16 protein-coding genes are annotated in these 15,802 nt (G+C 45.0%); 12 read left to right on the top strand and 4 right to left on the bottom strand.

The features are described from left to right. Window positions 1–34: 34 nt before the first annotated feature. Window positions 35–232: a hypothetical protein gene (locus tag AC0YN7_RS11225; RefSeq protein ID WP_475810072.1), complete on the bottom strand. Its 198-nt coding sequence runs from the start codon at window positions 230–232 to the stop codon at window positions 35–37. 268 nt (window positions 233–500) lie between these two features. Between AC0YN7_RS11225 and AC0YN7_RS11220 the strand changes: the two genes are divergently transcribed. The 6 genes from AC0YN7_RS11220 to AC0YN7_RS11195 all read left to right on the top strand — a co-directional run bounded on the left by AC0YN7_RS11220 (window position 501) and on the right by AC0YN7_RS11195 (window position 7,344). Further along, window positions 501–1,004, top strand: a complete 504-nt coding sequence (locus AC0YN7_RS11220; RefSeq protein ID WP_475810071.1) for a hypothetical protein — start codon at window positions 501–503, stop codon at window positions 1,002–1,004. Window positions 1,005–1,195: 191 nt separating this feature from the next. Then, window positions 1,196–1,699, top strand: coding sequence for a hypothetical protein (locus tag AC0YN7_RS11215; protein WP_475810070.1), 504 nt, complete (start codon window positions 1,196–1,198; stop codon window positions 1,697–1,699). 193 nt (window positions 1,700–1,892) lie between these two features. After that, window positions 1,893–4,172: an ATP-binding protein gene (locus AC0YN7_RS11210; RefSeq protein WP_475810069.1), complete on the top strand. Its 2,280-nt coding sequence runs from the start codon at window positions 1,893–1,895 to the stop codon at window positions 4,170–4,172. Between the two features lie 215 nt (window positions 4,173–4,387). Continuing rightward, window positions 4,388–5,755, top strand: a complete 1,368-nt coding sequence (locus AC0YN7_RS11205; protein WP_475810068.1) for a TrkH family potassium uptake protein — start codon at window positions 4,388–4,390, stop codon at window positions 5,753–5,755. 45 nt (window positions 5,756–5,800) lie between these two features. Continuing rightward, window positions 5,801–6,508, top strand: a complete 708-nt coding sequence (locus AC0YN7_RS11200) for a futalosine hydrolase (protein ID WP_475810067.1) — start codon at window positions 5,801–5,803, stop codon at window positions 6,506–6,508. Then, window positions 6,505–7,344: a 1,4-dihydroxy-6-naphthoate synthase gene (locus AC0YN7_RS11195; RefSeq protein ID WP_475810066.1), complete on the top strand. Its 840-nt coding sequence runs from the start codon at window positions 6,505–6,507 to the stop codon at window positions 7,342–7,344. The genes AC0YN7_RS11200 and AC0YN7_RS11195 overlap by 4 nt, the downstream gene beginning before the upstream one ends. Window positions 7,345–7,396: 52 nt before the next feature. Here AC0YN7_RS11195 and hxlB read toward each other — a convergent pair whose 3' ends face one another. The 3 genes from hxlB to AC0YN7_RS11180 form a co-directional block, all read right to left on the bottom strand. Next, window positions 7,397–7,954, bottom strand: coding sequence for a 6-phospho-3-hexuloisomerase (gene hxlB / locus AC0YN7_RS11190; protein ID WP_475810065.1), 558 nt, complete (start codon window positions 7,952–7,954; stop codon window positions 7,397–7,399). An 8-nt stretch (window positions 7,955–7,962) separates the two neighbouring features. Then, entirely contained in the window at window positions 7,963–8,595 is a 633-nt protein-coding gene (gene hxlA / locus AC0YN7_RS11185) for a 3-hexulose-6-phosphate synthase (RefSeq protein WP_475810064.1), read from the bottom strand. Window positions 8,596–8,730: 135 nt separating this feature from the next. Further along, window positions 8,731–9,063: a winged helix-turn-helix transcriptional regulator gene (locus tag AC0YN7_RS11180; RefSeq protein ID WP_475810063.1), complete on the bottom strand. Its 333-nt coding sequence runs from the start codon at window positions 9,061–9,063 to the stop codon at window positions 8,731–8,733. 181 nt (window positions 9,064–9,244) lie between these two features. Here AC0YN7_RS11180 and AC0YN7_RS11175 point away from each other — a divergent pair, with 181 nt between their 5' ends. The 6 genes from AC0YN7_RS11175 (at window position 9,245) to AC0YN7_RS11150 (ending at window position 15,791) form a co-directional block, all read left to right on the top strand. After that, window positions 9,245–9,964 (top strand): 3-ketoacyl-ACP reductase, encoded by a 720-nt coding sequence (locus AC0YN7_RS11175; RefSeq protein WP_475810062.1) that lies wholly within the window; start codon window positions 9,245–9,247, stop codon window positions 9,962–9,964. Between the two features lie 197 nt (window positions 9,965–10,161). Beyond that, window positions 10,162–10,839 (top strand): response regulator transcription factor, encoded by a 678-nt coding sequence (locus AC0YN7_RS11170; RefSeq protein WP_475810061.1) that lies wholly within the window; start codon window positions 10,162–10,164, stop codon window positions 10,837–10,839. After that, a complete protein-coding gene (locus AC0YN7_RS11165) occupies window positions 10,836–12,248 on the top strand; it encodes a HAMP domain-containing sensor histidine kinase (RefSeq protein ID WP_475810060.1) in 1,413 nt (470 codons plus the stop codon). Before AC0YN7_RS11170 ends, AC0YN7_RS11165 begins: the two co-directional genes overlap by 4 nt. A gap of 119 nt (window positions 12,249–12,367) precedes the next feature. Further along, entirely contained in the window at window positions 12,368–13,489 is a 1,122-nt protein-coding gene (locus AC0YN7_RS11160; RefSeq protein WP_475810059.1) for a Fe(3+) ABC transporter substrate-binding protein, read from the top strand. Window positions 13,490–13,491: 2 nt separating this feature from the next. Then, on the top strand, window positions 13,492–15,144 hold the full coding sequence (locus AC0YN7_RS11155; RefSeq protein WP_475810058.1) for an ABC transporter permease: 1,653 nt from the start codon (window positions 13,492–13,494) through the stop codon (window positions 15,142–15,144). Beyond that, entirely contained in the window at window positions 15,141–15,791 is a 651-nt protein-coding gene (locus AC0YN7_RS11150) for an ABC transporter ATP-binding protein (protein WP_475810057.1), read from the top strand. Before AC0YN7_RS11155 ends, AC0YN7_RS11150 begins: the two co-directional genes overlap by 4 nt. Window positions 15,792–15,802: the final 11 nt, after the last annotated feature.

The raw sequence follows: 15,802 nt of genomic DNA, 5'->3' as shown, positions 1-15,802 counted from the left end.
TTTTATCTTTTTTATAAAAAAATGATAGATATCATTATTCCGTTTCTTCTTCAGACGCTTCCTCAGCTTCTGCTTCTTCTTCTTCTTCCACAGATGCAGCTGCTTCTTCAACCTCTGCTTCTTCTTCCATTTCAGCCTCAACAGCCTCTACTGCTTCTTCAGCTGGAGCTTCTTCTGAAATCAGTTCTGCGGTTTCTTCCGCACCTTCTTGAACAACTTCTTCTTGGCTCATATGATTCACCTCCTACTTCTTAATACCTTAATTGTAGCGCTTTCATAGAAGTTAACAAGAGGTGTAAAATGTCGTATCATAGGAACTATTTCCGCTATTTGTAACGTTCGATCAGGTTCGACGAAAACTGCGTCCTGCTTGCTTTTTCAAGCTGTAAAACTGGACTTTAGTCTAGTTCGTTTCTTTACCTCCAGCAGGACGACAACTTTTTTTATTCTATGCTATGCTGAGAGCAACTACTAAAAGATGTAAGGAGTGTAAGCTACCAATGAACATTAGAACAATTAGCGGGGCCGTCCTGCTGCTGCTTGGAGCTTTTCTATTTTTGAACCAAGGAGGGACATTGGGTCCCGGAAAAATATTTGGCTACTTCTGGCCCTCCCTATTCGTCATCCCGCTCGGACTGTTCTTCCACTGGCTTTACTTTACTATGATAGGCCGTAAAGGAATTGGTCTCTTAATACCGGGAGGCATATTGTTCACCGCCGGTGTCGTCTGCCAGATTGCTATGCTGTTTAACAGCTGGAGCTATATGTGGCCGGGCTTCATACTAGCCGTCGCAATCGGATTGTTCGAGTTCTACTGGTTTGGCAATCGTAACAAATGGCTGCTTATACCGATTAACATCTTAACTGTTCTATCCCTGCTTTTCTTCGCCGTGTTCTCGATTGGCTCTTTCTACAACAAGTTCGTGCTCAGCCAGCCTATCATTGCCATCCTATTCGTTCTAGCAGGCGCCGCGATGCTGTTAATGAAGAAAAAGGATATGTAAATCTACAACAGGCAGCATAGTGCTTCTTACATACATGGTATGAGCCCCTCACTCTATGGTATAATCACAAGCACAAAACTTAAGCTTATGTGCTCATGCTTACGAGGATGGTTTTGCATTCGCAAAACCTAAGCTCATGCTTACGAAGATGGTTTTGCATTCGCAAAACCTTTAGGAGGAAACAACAAACAATGCTATCTTTTGAACAGAAGCTTGCTATAATCGAGTCCTTTCCTGATTTGCAACGGAAGGACGTTTCTCTGGGACGAATTAACTTTCATTACGAGGAAAGTGCTCATGAGAAAAAAACGGTCGTTTACCATTTGCATCCGAATGGGAACGGCTATGTATTCGCAGGACTCGTACACGGAGTTGAGACTGATGATAAAGGCCTAGTAAACATTCGTGATTTCGAAGCCGATGAGCTGCGCTCACTAATCGAGAAGTCACTGAGCTCCCTAGCAATCGCACCTCCTGAGAAACCGCTATCGGCTAAGCAGATCAAAGCTGCCAAGCGGAGCAAGCAGTCCCAAGAGCAGCACTGGATTGGGCCAGACAACGCGAAGCTTACACTGCTATTCGAAGAAGATCTGTGGTACTTATATGCAGATCTCAATCTTGAGTCAGCTTTCGAGACTTATGAAGAGGCTGAGCAATATTTGGAAGAAGAGCAATTCACACGTATTACCGAATAGAGGCTTTTACAGCTTACTGCTATAGGAAAATATGGAAGGAGAAACAGCCTGCTGTTTCTCCTTTTTTCTATGTAACAAGCAGCTTATTTTCGATTGTTAAATAATTATTAAGATGAAAACAGGAGTTCGAACACTAAGCGTCTAATTGTATCTAATCGTAGTAGAACATCTTAGAAACTTGGAGGAATTTTAATTGTCCATAAAAGCGAAGCTTTCCTTCTCTATATCCCTCATCGTCGCCATTATTTTGCTGCTAAGCCTGTCTATCCATTACTTTACATCAAAAGCCGCTTTGGAGGAGGGACTCAAGGAGCAGGTTGTCAATATTGCAAAGCAAATTAGCATGACGGTTGAATCATCCGAGAAAGCGAAACGATTTATGGAGAACACCATGGGTGAGAAGCTGCGGATAGCCGCTATTGCTGCTAAGGAAGAGCTCGGCCCTGATATTAATAAAATAGAAAATGAACAATTAGTTGCGCTAAGCCGCAAGCTTGGTGTTGATCATATATCGCTGTGGAAAAAATTAAGTAATGATATTGTAGTACTTCGATCCTCTCAGCTTAATGAAATCAATATGAGCTCGAAAACATGGGATTATCACTATACCGCATTTAACCAGCTGTTTAATGACCAGAAAGTAACGATTTCTAAAGGACAAAAGCTAGAAAATTTTTGGTCCGCTCCCTTTAACTTTTCAACCTCCAACCCCGATGATATAATTAAATGGGGTAACTATTATGATGGATCAACGAATTATATGATTAATCCTTATGTTAATGCACAGGTGCTTATAGATTTCGATGATACAATTGGAACGGACGCGAATATTAAAAAAATCATTTCTGACCAGCCCACTATTTTAGAAATTACCGGCTTTGATCCTGAGTTCTTTAATAAGCCGCAAATCATTAAACTTAAGAGGGGCGTTCCCGTTTATAACCTCGACGTTCGGGAGATAGTATTTGGTCAGTACCGCTACAAAAATAAAGCCGTTGACACGAAATATATCCAAAAAGCGCTTCATACCGGAGAAATATCAACGGCATGGAGCAGCTATAATGGCGAAAAGGTGTTCAAAAGCTTTATACCGATTACGAACGAAAAAACGTATGTTATCGGCATCACCTTTGACTATAACGCTATCCAAAAGCCGCTCAGCCGTCAGATACTGATACAAGGACTCGTCTCAATAGGCTTGGTGCTTATAACGATGATTGCCAGCTACTTTATCGCAGGCTTCATGATGCGTTCCTTCAACCAAATTGTGAATAAAGTAAATGCGATTGCAATAGGTAATTTTGATGAAAAGATTACGATACGGAGCAGCGACGAATTTGGATTGCTCGCTTCTCGAATAGATACGATGGGCAATAATCTGAACAGATACACCACTGAGCTGAAGGATGCTGCTGAGGAGCTACGAAGCACCAAGCAATATTTAGAGTCCTTCGTAAACCATACAACCGATGCGATCCATGTCGCGGACCTCACCGGAAAAGTTATTCAAGTGAATAAAGCCTTCGAAGTGATGTACGGCTGGCGCACTGAGGATATAATCGGCCAAGTTCTATACAATATTCCTGACAGCCAAAAAATAGCTCATGAGGAGCAGGAGGCTGCTGTTCTGCTAGGCGGTTCGGTTACTGATTTCGAGACACAGCGATATACGAAATCCTATGAGCTCATTGATTTAAGCATTACGATATCACCGATTCATGATGAGCTTGGCGCCATAGTAGCAATCGCCTCCATTTCTAGGAACATAACCTCAAGGAAGCAGACAGAAGAAATGATCCGGCGCTCAGAGAAGCTATCCGTTGTAGGTCAGATTGCGGCAGGCGTTGCGCATGAGGTTCGGAATCCGCTCACGACGCTGCGCGGCTTCGTTCAGCTGCAGAAGCAGGCCGGCACTCTGTCTCCCGCCCATCTCGATATTATGCTTCAGGAGCTCGATCAAATTAATCTGATCGTGAGTGAGTTTCTCGTATTTGCCAAGCCGCAAGCAAACCAGTTCCAGCTGGTAAACGTCCAGCAAATTTTACGTGACGTTATGCTGCTGCTGGATTCAGAGGCCAAAATGAGCAACGTCCAGCTTACCTTGAAGGCAGGGAACAGCATTCCTCAGGTGATAGGTGAAGCGAACCAATTAAAGCAGGTTTTCGTTAACGTTATGAAAAACGGCATGGAATCCATGTCTAGCGGCGGCGAACTTGCTATTGAACTGACCTGCAGCAAGGATCATTACATTGTAATGGAATTTAGTGATCAAGGCTGCGGCATTGCGGAGGAGGATCTGCAGCGTCTAGGAGAGCCCTTCTTCACGAAGAAGCTCAGCGGCAATGGGCTTGGAATTATGGTCAGCCAACAAATTATAGAAGCGCACAAAGGAAAGATCGCATTCCGCAGCAATCTCGGGGAAGGCACTTGTGTCAAAATTTCACTGCCGATGATTGAATCCGAGGCTGGATGATCTGATCGGTTTAGCTCACACTAGGGACGGATGTAAGCTGTAGGCTTCATTTTGAAGCTTACAGCTTATTTTTTTGTTGTTAATCAAATACGAAAAAATCCTTTCTATTTTTTTGATATGGCTTCTATGGTACGATGTCATAATAGCCTTCAGACTCGCTGATGGCCACTTCATAAATTCAATAACTACATGAATAGATTGGTGGAGCTAACACTATGTTTACCATTGCCTCAATCCGAAAAAAATTGCGTTACAGACCGAGTCCGCCACAGGTCATGACGTTTGGCTTCATTTTTCTTATATTTGTCGGGGCACAGCTATTATCACGTCCAATAGCATTCACGAGCGGTACCTCCATCTCTTACATCGATGCGCTGTTTATGTCGGCTTCGGCCATTTGCGTGACAGGTCTGACCGTGCTCGATACAGGCAGTCATTTCTCCACATTTGGACAGGTGGTCATCATTGTTCTTGCCCAAATTGGCGGATTAGGATTTATGACAATGGCGACTCTATTTGCTCTGCTATTCCGCAAACGCATCTCTTTCCGTGAGCGGCTTGTGCTTCAGGAATCGATGAACTATGGCTCTGGAGAAGGCATTGTACGAATGATTCGTAAAATTCTTCTCTATGCCCTGATCATTGAAATGAGCGGCGCTATTTTGCTCAGCGGCTATTTCATGTTAGAAATGTCAGTAGGACAGGCTGTATACTTTGGCATCTTTCACAGCATTTCGTTTTTTAACAATGCAGGCTTTGATTTATTTTCCCAATTCCCGGATCGCGCGGGCAGCCTCATTCATTATGTGGAGGACCCGTTCGTTAACATAGTATCCATGCTGTTGATCTTCTTCGGAGGAATTGGCTTTATTGTCATTTCCGAGCTGGTCACGTATCCGAAAAATAGAAAGTTCAGTCTGCATAGTAAGGTCGTTTTATCGGTTACAGGCATTTTGATCGTCATCGGGACATTGGTTATTCTAGTACTTGAATTTTCCAACCCCCATACGCTGCAGCCTTTATCCGCGTCCGGCAAGCTTCTGGGCGCTACATTTCAATCCGTCACGGCGCGTTCAGCAGGTCTAAGCACGGTCGATCCAACTATGCTTCGGGAGGTCACTCAGTTTTTCCTTATCCTTCTCATGTTTATCGGGGCAGGACCAGGCTCAACGGGTGGCGGTATTCGTGTCACAACCTTTGCGATCCTGATTGGTGCAATGATTGCCATGGTGCGAGGGAAGGAAGATGTCGTACTATTTCGGTTCCGTATTGCCAAAAAACAAATCCATCAAGCCATTATGTTTACGATGATAGCCTTTTCTATTATTTGTGCGGCGACCATGATTCTCTCCATCACAGAAACCGGCTCTTTCCTTGCCATCCTTTTCGAGGCGACATCCGCCTATTGTACGGTCGGAATGTCCGCAGGATTAACCGCGCATTTAACGACTGCGGGTAAAATCATTATTATTTTGCTCATGTTCGTTGGACGGTTGGGGCCTGTGACATTGGCGTTTGCGTTAAATACACGTTCAAAGAAAGAGCTCTACCGTTTCCCAGAGGGGAAAATCACGATTGGGTAACAGCAGCATGATTACTTTAGGCAAACCAAAGGAGATTAACGAGCGATGAAGTCACACTTCAATCATACCACCCCAGTCGACTCGAAAATTAGGGGACTAAGCTGTAAGCAGCGCGTGCTCATTGTTACCGCAGTCGCAGCTGAACGAGACGCCGTAATACGCGGATTACAGGGTGCCGAGCAAATTGATGTCATTGCAGCCGGTGTAGGTCCAGCTGCTGCTGCTGCAGGTACAGCAACTGCGTTAACAACTGCTGCATACCGATTAGTAATAAGTGCCGGCATTGGCGGCGGCTTTGCCGGTCGTGCGGATATCGGTTCGCTTGTCGTTTCAGATTCAATCGTGGCCGCTGATCTCGGAGCAGAAGCTCCAGATAAAGGCTTCATAAGTCTGGATGAGCTCGGCTTTGGCTCTGCTCAAGTTGCCGCAAGCTCTGATTGGTATAATTGTATTTATGATGCCATACATTCTGCCGGGCTAGCCGTACAAATTGCTCCCGTGCTGACTGTATCTACCGCCACTGGTACTGCAGAGACCGCCAAGGCGCTCGCCCTTCGCGTCCCCGGCGCTGCCGCGGAGGGAATGGAAGGTCACGGCGTTGCTGTCGCTGCGCAGCAGCGCGGGCTGCCCGTTGTAGAAATTCGCGCGATCTCCAATGCAGTCGGTCCGCGTGACCGAGCCGCTTGGCGAATCGGAGAAGCATTGCAAGCGTTAGAAGCAGCAAGTCAGGCAATACGGGAGGTACTACTATGAAAATTGCTTTTTCCCCTTGTCCCAATGATACCTTTGTCTTCCATGCTTGGACGCATGGACTTGTTCCGGGTGCACCGGAGCTCGAAGTTACCTACGCGGACATCGATATTACGAATAATTGGGCAGCTCAAGCAGAAGGCCCAGAAGTAATGAAAATTTCATACGCCGCGTTGCCTTGGGTGTTAAATGAATACAAGCTGCTGCCCTGCGGCGGCGCACTTGGCCGGGGATGCGGTCCCTTAGTTCTGACTAAAGGCGGCTCTCAGAACTTGAGTGATCCATCTATACTAACAGGCCAAAGAGTAGCTGTTCCTAGCGAGAGATCAACCGCTTATTTATTATTTCGTCTATGGGCTGCCAAGCATATTCCGGGAGGCGTAGGTGAAATTGTCATTATGCCTTTCCATGAAATTATGCCAGCTGTACGCGATGGAAAAATAGATGCGGGTTTAGTCATTCACGAGGCTCGTTTCACTTATCCGACATACGGCTTAAATATGCTCGTTGACCTCGGCAACTGGTGGGAGTCCGATACTGGCCTGCCGATTCCGCTCGGCGCCATTATCGCACGCCGATCGCTGGATACCGAAGCAATTGCCGGCTGGATCCGCGAGTCAGTCGAATACGCATGGGCACATCCTGAGCAATCGCAATCTTATGTGATGGACCATGCGCAGGAGCTTTCCCCGGATGTCGCCCAGTCGCACATCGACCTCTACGTCAATGAATTTACCGCCAATTTGGGAGATGACGGCTATGCGGCGGTAACTGCTCTGCTTGGGCGAGCGGCTGAGGAAGGCCTCGTGCCTAGCTTTGACCTATCCTTGCTGCGTTAAAAAACTAAGAAAGCAGACAACCCTTTGAGGAATTGTCTGCTTTTATTATTACTTACTCTAGATTTGCATGGTTGCCATACATGCTCGTTCCGGTTAAGTCCTGCTTCTCCATCAGCCGCAAAATAACAGCATCACACACAAGCAGCAGCGTTTGTTCGAAGAGTGATCCCATCGGTTGGATAGATCTCTCATCATGATCTGCCTTATCCTTTGGCGCACCAGGCAGTTGAACGATAATGTTCGCTAATTGTCCAATCGTCGATTCTGGAAAAATCGTTAAAGCGACAACGTCTGCCCCTATGCTTCTTGCTTTGTCTGCCATAGAAATAAGTGACTTGGTTTCTCCAGACCCTGTCCCAATGATAAGCAGATCACCTTGCTCTATCGTTCGAGTTACTGTCTCGCCTACCACATAAACATCCAGCCCAAGGTGCATCATCCGCATAGCAAAGGCTCGCATCATAAGGCCGGATCGCCCTGCTCCGGCAACGAAAATCCGTCGCGCGCCAGCAATACTATCGACAATCCTCTCCGTCTGCTCATCACTTAGATTACTTTTAATCTTATTTATCTCATTTATAATAGCCGTTATATAAAAGCTCGTTTTCATGCCGACCACTATCCTTGTAGAATTAATTGCTGCATTTCCGCCGCTGTCGCTTTTATATCCGTTTGTCCTGTAATGCCTCCACCCACAATAACAAGATCAGGGTTTGCTTTAATAACCTCCGGAAGTGTACTGAGCTTAATACCACCAGCTACTGCCGTCTTTGCGTTTTTCACAACGCCCTTGATTGTACGCAAATCCTCAAAGGAATTTTGTCCAACAGCTTGAAGATCATAGCCCGTATGGACACAAATATAATCAACGCCAAGCGCATCGAGCTGGGCAGCGCGTTCTGCTAAATTTTTGACAGCGATCATATCGACCAGCACTTGCTTACCTTGCTTTCTAGCTTCTTCGACTGCGCCCTGAATGGACATATCCTCTGCAACACCTAGTATTGTAATAATGTCCGCACCAGCTTCCGAGGCCTTCATCACTTCATAGGCGCCTGCATCCATAATTTTAAGATCGGCAAGCACGGTAAGGTTCGGGAATGCTTCTTTCATTGCTTTGACTGCATGCAGTCCTTCGTTAATTACGATGGGTGTACCGATCTCGACGACGTCGATATAAGACTCGATTTCCTTCACCAATTGTATGCCTGTAGGGATATCAACAAGATCTAACGCTAATTGCAATTTCATAATATTATGTTCACTCCTTATAGTTTGGGTTTAACTGACACGCCTAATATTAGACATTGACAGTCCAAAAAGAAAGTACGCACTTTCATGTAACGTAGTACCCATTTGGTAACTATGAAAAGTGAATGGTTAGCTTTATTGTATCTCCTGCTTACAACGCTCCTGGTGTTGTTCTCCCCACTCCGACATGACATTAAGGAGCCCTTTGACGGATAAACCGTATTCCGTTAAGGAATACTCTACCTTTGGAGGCACTTGCGTAAACACCTTGCGATCGATGATCGCATCTTGTTCTAATTCGCGAAGCTGCTGAGTGAGCATTTTATGTGTAATATCTGGCATTTCTCGTTTCAGCTCTCCGAATCGATGGGTTCCATCTGTCAAATGGCATAAAATAACCGGCTTCCATTTTCCACCTATTACCTTTAATGTTAACTCTACTGTCTCTTTGAAATGCTGATTTCCCACTGCAAACGACTCCTTACGTATACAATTGTTAGCTATATTGCTTTATTGCACGACTTGCTTTTCGTTTTATATAGACTAATAATAACTTATACCGCAGACATTTGCTTAACGCAGTCTAGGGCGATTCATGTTTGCTTATAATCACTCAGTAAAATCACACTTCTAAAGGAGAGAGAAACATATGGATTTAAAAAACAAATCAGCTATCATCACTGGCGCTGGTAAGGGAATCGGCAGGGCTGTTGCCACTGCGTTAGCTGCTGAAGGCGTAAACCTAGGATTGATCGCAAGAACCAGTTCCGATTTGGAGGCACTGCAAGGTGACCTAACGTCTATGTATGGAATCAATGTAAGTATCGCAACAGCTGATGTGTCCATTAAGGCCGAAGTCGATCAAGCTGTAGCTGCTCTTTCCAAGAGCCTTGGTACAGTGGATATTCTCATTAATAATGCGGGAATCGCAGCTTTCGGAACCGTTCTTGAAATGGACCCTGAGCAATGGGAGAGCATTATTCAAACCAATGTAATGGGTACATACTATGTTACACGCGCCATATTGCCAACCATGCTTGCACAAAGCGGCGGCAGCATCATCAACATCTCTTCAACTGCAGGAGAGAAAGGCTTTGCAACAGGATCGGCCTATTGCGCCTCTAAATTCGCTGTTCAAGGCTTAACTGAGGCACTTATGCAAGAGGTGCGCAAGTCAAACATTCGAGTCACAGCACTCATGCCAAGCACGGTAAATACGGAGCTTGCTCAAAACGCTGGATTGAAAATTGGAGACGAAGATCGAATGATGCAAGCGGAGGATGTTGCTGAACTTGTCCTAGCCACACTAAAACTGCCTAATCGCGTATTTCTGAAATCCGCAGGTATTTGGACGACTAATCCGCAATAATGATTGCATCGCCCCCTGCACTTACCTAGTGCTGGGGTTTTCTTTATTTCGTCTGCCCTGCTATACGCCTATCGATTCATTTTATAACACGCGGATTTTTTGTTCTATTTTGCATTTGACCTTGAGAACGATTATCAAATATGATAGTAATGATACTTACATATTATCGGATGTAATTTTATAGAGGCGGGCGACGGATGAAACGGATTTTGCTCATAGAGGATGAAAAAAATTTAGCGCGCTTTATTGAGCTGGAGCTTCGGCATGAATCTTTTGACGTAGTAACCGTATTGGATGGAAAGACGGGACTAGATCTCGCTCTTAAGGAAAGTTTTGATCTCGTTTTATTAGATCTCATGCTGCCCCAAATGGACGGAACTGAGGTTTGCCGACAAATACGCGAGGTCAAGCAAACGCCGATTATTATGATAACGGCAAGAGACAGCGTTACGGACCTAGTAGCGGGTCTAGACAGTGGAGCAGATGATTATATTCCGAAACCCTTTGCCATTGAGGAGCTGCTGGCTCGAATTCGCGTCGTGTTCCGCAGACAAGAAGGAACGGCAGAGCAACAACGAACATTACTTACGTTTCAAGAGCTAACCATTGATGGAGATGCAAGAATCGTCACTAAAGGGAAGCAAGTAATCGATCTAACGAAGCGGGAATACGCGTTGTTGGAGTCGTTTATGAGAAACACGAATCGAGTGCTGTCACGCGAGACTTTGCTCGATACGGTATGGGGATTTGATGCCGCTGTCGATACGAATGTGGTGGATGTCTATGTGCGATATTTGCGCAATAAAATCGATGTTCCGGGGGAAACCAGCTGCATCCAAACGGTACGCGGCATTGGTTATGTAATGCGCAAATGATAAAGAGACGATTCTCCTTAACCAATTCTAAAATGCCGATCAAATGGAAGCTGACTTTATGGTCAGCTTTATTGTTGTTTTTTCTGTTTGCTGCTTACAACACTGTTCAATATATATTCATTGAGAAATGGATGATCAAGCAAGAGGAAATGAGTACGCAACAGGATATGCGTGAAATATTGAACTACTTGCTGGAGAAGGAATTTACTTTCGAAGAAACGGAATACACTCAAATTCGTAATTACCTGGAAAAAGTGAATCAACAAAATCAGCTTATACGCATACGGGATGAAAATGGCCAACCGATTATCGTCGTTTCCGATGAACTGCCCAATAACTGGCTAGAATCTCATGAGGAGACCATGAAAGGGAAAGCTGATACACAATTTGTACACGATAACATGCTAATCTTGAGAAGTCCGCTTACGATTTTTCAATTTAACGGAACCGTTGAAATTGTGAAGAGCATGGAGGTTTTTGCGAAGCTGATATCTGCATTTTCTCAGATTATGATCCTATGCTGTCTCGGAGCTGTATTTCTAAGCGGTTTGGGAGGATGGCTGCTTGCAAGACAATTGCTCAAGCCGCTTCAATCGATGAATGAAACGATCAGAAATGTGAGTAAGAACGGGATGCAAGAGCGAATGCAGCTGAATGGTTCGCAGGACGAAATAGATATGCTCATGAAAATGTTTAATGAAATGATGGATCAAGTTGAACGATCCTTTAATCAGCAGCGTCAGTTTGTTGAAGATGCTTCGCACGAGCTTCGCACTCCTATTGCTATTTTAGAGGGGCATATGGTTATGCTGCAGCGCTGGGGAAAGCAGGACCCTACTGTCTTAAACGATTCATTGCAGGTGTCCGTACAGGAGCTGTCACGGTTAAAAGGACTTGTGCAGGAGCTGCTTTCCTTAACGAGAGCGGAACAGATAAGCCTAGATAATATTTCGCAAGAAGTGCATCCTCAAGAGGAAATACTGCGCATCATGAGAAATGTAGTCTTGCTGCATCCATCCTTCCAATTTGAGGTCGGAATAGACTCGCTATGGAATGTTAAAATCGCCGTTTCAAGTCAACACTTGGAGCAAATACTGCTCATTGTGCTGGACAATGCCGTGAAATATTCGGGAGAAAGCAAAACGATACGTTTGAGCGGGGAGCTTCGTAATGGACAGGCTCTCCTCCACATTATTGATTATGGCATTGGCATACCTGAGCAAAACCTGCCCTTCATATGGGATCGCTTTTATCGCGTGGACAAATCTAGAGGCGGCGAGCTAGGCGGTTATGGGCTTGGCTTATCAATCGCGAAGCGGCTCAGTGAAGGCTACAGAGGCTCTATCTCTATTCAAAGCAAAGAAAATGAAGGAACGGCGGTGACAATTGCGCTCCCGCTTGTTACGTAGCTTATTTGATGAGAAATGAATTTTTTTTATTTTCACAGCGTTTTCTCATTTTCATTCGCTACAATAAAGCTGGTAATGATATTCATTATCACAATTCAAGAAATGAGAGGACGTTTCAAATGAGACAAAAATACATAGTAGGTATGCTTGCCTTCACACTAATGATGGTGCTTGTTCTTTCGGGCTGTGGCGCTAACAATAACAGCAGCGGCAAGCAGACAAACACTCCAGCAACAGAAGCACCAACTAACACGAACTCCGAAAAAGAAAATTCAAACAGCGGCAAAGAGCAGGTTGTTAATGTGTATACTGCAAGACACTATGACATAGACAGCCAAATCTTCGATGAATTCGAGAAACAAACAGGCATTAAAGTGAATGAAATTAAAGGCACGGCTGAAGAACTGGTCGAGCGTCTGAAGCGTGAGGGCGAAAGCTCCGAAGCAGATTTGTTTATTACAGTTGACGGCGGCGTATTGCAATATGCGAAGGAAAACGGTGTACTTCAGCCGATTGTATCTGATGTTATTCATGCCAACGTTCCGGAAGCACTACGTGATAAAGATAGCAACTGGGTGGGAATGGCCACACGTGCGCGTGTTATCGTATATGCGAAGGACAGAGTCACTCCTGATCAACTTTCCACCTATGAGGACTTGGCAAGCGACAAATGGAAAGGCAAAGTACTCGTGCGTTCTTCTTCGAGCTTGTACAACCAATCCTTACTTGCTTCCTTCATTGAATTGAATGGGGAACAGCAAGCCGAGGAATGGGCTAAGGGAATTGTAGCTAACCTATCTCGCGACCCTGATGGTGGTGATCGTGACCAAGCCAAAGCAATCGCTGCTAAGGTCGGCGATGTCGCTATTATGAACACATACTATGTAGGACAGATGCTCGTTTCTAAAGATGCAGAAGAAGTGAAGGTTGCTAATAACATTGGCGTCTTCTTCCCGAATCAAAGTACAACCGGCACACATATAAATATTAGCGGTATTGGACTTACAGCACATGCGAAAAACAAGGACAACGCTATTAAGCTCATTGAATTTGTTACAGGCAAAGAGGGACAAACGATGCTGACGCAAGGCAGCTTCGAGTTTCCGGTTAATGCTGAGGCAGAGACACCCGATCTGTTGAAAGAGTGGGGCGAGTTCAAAACGCAGCAAATCGACTTTGCTGCGCTTGGCGAGCATAACAAAACAGCGACTGAGCTGATGAATAAGGCAGGCTGGAAATAAACATGTTTCGGTCTTCCTTACAACGAGATTTCAAACGGAAGCTTAATGGCTGGATCATATTGAGCGGAATAGGGACCTTTTTGGTCCTTCTTCCGTCTCTTTATATTTTGTTCGGGCTTATGCGTAAACCGAATGAAAATTGGGAGCACATCAAGACGTATATGCTTGCGGATTATGCGGTGCAATCACTTTGGCTCGTAATTGGAACGGTGACGTTTACGGTCATGATCGGCGTCACGCTTGCTTGGCTCGTTGCGGCGTATGATTTCCCGCTGAGACGTTTTTTCGCCTGGGCATTTGTGCTACCTCTCGCGATTCCACCCTATATCGGGGCGTATACGTATGGCTCGATGCTCAGCTATACAGGGAGCATACAATCCTTTATGCGAAATAAGCTTGGCTGGACGGTCGATCAAGCTTATTTTGATATTATGTCCATGAAGGGCGCTATTTTTATTTTTACGATGTTTTTGTTTCCATACGTGTATTTAATTACGAAATCGTTTTTGGAGAAGCAGAGTGCTTCATTCATCGACAATGCAAGGCTGCTCGGCAAAAATCCTTTTTATATTTTTGTAAGAGTCGTGCTTCCGCTGTCGCAGGCTGCAATAGTCGGGGGGGCAAGCCTTGTCGCCTTTGAGGTGTTGAATGACTATGGAGTAACGAAGCATTTTGGCATTCAATCGTTTACAGCCGCCATTTTCAAAACCTGGTTTGGCATGAGTGATGTGGATTCAGCCATTCGTCTGGCAGCATTGCTGATGAGCTTTATAACCTTGTTGTTCATTGTGGAGAGGCTGCTGCGCAGGCGCAGAAAATACAGTACACCGACGAGCAAAACGAATCCGCTGCAGCGAAGAAAACTGCGGGGTCTTGCCGCATTTGCAGTTTTTGTATTCAGTGCGCTCATCTTCTCGTTGTCGTTTTTTATTCCGGTGTGGCAAATGGCAGTTTGGGCCAAATGGACGTATAGCGACGTTTTGAACGCAACTTTTTTGAAGCTGATCGGGAATTCGCTGTTCATTTCGTTCGTGACGATTTCGATATTAATGGTGTTCGCAGTGATAGCAGCTAACGTGAGTAGATTGGAACGTTCCACCTTCACGCTTGTTATGACCAAAATAATATCTATGGGTTATGCGATTCCAGGAGCTGTTCTTTCCATAGGCGTGCTTGCTGTATTCATCTCTATCGATAAGCAGCTGGCAGGCGTTTATGAGAAGCTGGGATGGGGTGCCGGCAAGCTGGTGCTCACGATGTCAATTGTTATGCTCGTATTTGCTTACATCATCCGTTTTCTTTCCGTAGGCTTTAATGCGGTAGAGGCAGGATTCGAAAAAACAGGCAACCGCTATTCTGAAGCGTCTCGTATGCTTGGCAGAGGAATAACATTTACTTTTTTTAAAGTCGATTTTCCAATCATTAAAGGGGCTATATTTACTGGATTCATTCTCGTATTCATGGAAATAATGAAGGAATTGCCGCTCACTCTGTTGCTTCGGCCTTTCAATTTCGAAACATTGGCTACGAAGGCGTATCAGTATGCCAGTGATGAGCAAATTCATCAGGCTTCCATTCCGTCACTACTTATAATTGCGGTCGGAGTAATTTCGGTCTTATTCTATCATTGGTTAGGAGAGAAGCATTCAAAATGACTTTTGTTGAGTTGTCAGATGTTACGTATCAGTATTCCAATGCAAGCGGGAATGTCATAGAAAATTTCAGCTTGCACATGGATAAGGGAGAAACCGTTGGCGTACTGGGACAAAGCGGCTGCGGAAAAAGCACTTTGTTGCGGTTAATTGCTGGACTGGAGACACCCACGTCAGGAAGTATTGCCATCAACAGTATCGTGATGGTCGATTCCCGGCATTTCACACTTCCGGAACGGCGTGGCGTCGGCATGGTTTTTCAAGATTATGCCTTATTTCCACATTTGACCGTTGCACAAAATATTTTGTTCGGTTTGCATCGTTTATCTAGAAAAGAAAGAGTCGAGCGATTGGGTGAAATGCTGGAGCTGGTCCGTCTTCAAGATTATGGAAAACGATTTCCGCATGAGCTGAGCGGAGGGCAACAGCAGCGAGCAGCCTTTGCTCGCGCTTTGGCACCGAAACCGTATCTATTGCTAATGGATGAGCCTTTCAGCAATCTGGATGCCGACATGAAGAGCAGCATACGCGAGCAATTAAAAGAAATACTCGATCAGGCAAAAATTACGTCGATTCTCGTTACACATGATCGGGAGGATGCGGATGCGATATGCGATCGCATTCTCCAAATGCCAGTCCGATTACAATAAAATCGGCGATT

It is taken from the genome of Paenibacillus sp. J31R122 (assembly GCF_056269185.1).
The sequence above is the reverse complement of the archived record's forward strand: the minus strand, read 5'-3'. Positions and strand labels throughout refer to the sequence as shown.

What these genes read in the sequence shown, in the direction of transcription:
- AC0YN7_RS11150 (WP_475810057.1), top strand. Translation starts at nt 15,141, where the DNA reads ATGACTTTTGTTGAGTTGTCAGATGTTACGTATCAGTATTCCAATGCA.
- AC0YN7_RS11205 (WP_475810068.1), top strand. Translation starts at nt 4,388, where the DNA reads ATGTTTACCATTGCCTCAATCCGAAAAAAATTGCGTTACAGACCGAGT.
- AC0YN7_RS11175 (WP_475810062.1), top strand. Translation starts at nt 9,245, where the DNA reads ATGGATTTAAAAAACAAATCAGCTATCATCACTGGCGCTGGTAAGGGA.
- AC0YN7_RS11165 (WP_475810060.1), top strand. Translation starts at nt 10,836, where the DNA reads ATGATAAAGAGACGATTCTCCTTAACCAATTCTAAAATGCCGATCAAA.
- AC0YN7_RS11220 (WP_475810071.1), top strand. Translation starts at nt 501, where the DNA reads ATGAACATTAGAACAATTAGCGGGGCCGTCCTGCTGCTGCTTGGAGCT.
- AC0YN7_RS11215 (WP_475810070.1), top strand. Translation starts at nt 1,196, where the DNA reads ATGCTATCTTTTGAACAGAAGCTTGCTATAATCGAGTCCTTTCCTGAT.
- AC0YN7_RS11160 (WP_475810059.1), top strand. Translation starts at nt 12,368, where the DNA reads ATGAGACAAAAATACATAGTAGGTATGCTTGCCTTCACACTAATGATG.
- AC0YN7_RS11155 (WP_475810058.1), top strand. Translation starts at nt 13,492, where the DNA reads ATGTTTCGGTCTTCCTTACAACGAGATTTCAAACGGAAGCTTAATGGC.
- AC0YN7_RS11195 (WP_475810066.1), top strand. Translation starts at nt 6,505, where the DNA reads ATGAAAATTGCTTTTTCCCCTTGTCCCAATGATACCTTTGTCTTCCAT.
- AC0YN7_RS11225 (WP_475810072.1), bottom strand. Translation starts at nt 232, where the DNA reads ATGAGCCAAGAAGAAGTTGTTCAAGAAGGTGCGGAAGAAACCGCAGAA.
- AC0YN7_RS11200 (WP_475810067.1), top strand. Translation starts at nt 5,801, where the DNA reads ATGAAGTCACACTTCAATCATACCACCCCAGTCGACTCGAAAATTAGG.
- AC0YN7_RS11170 (WP_475810061.1), top strand. Translation starts at nt 10,162, where the DNA reads ATGAAACGGATTTTGCTCATAGAGGATGAAAAAAATTTAGCGCGCTTT.
- hxlA (WP_475810064.1), bottom strand. Translation starts at nt 8,595, where the DNA reads ATGAAATTGCAATTAGCGTTAGATCTTGTTGATATCCCTACAGGCATA.
- hxlB (WP_475810065.1), bottom strand. Translation starts at nt 7,954, where the DNA reads ATGAAAACGAGCTTTTATATAACGGCTATTATAAATGAGATAAATAAG.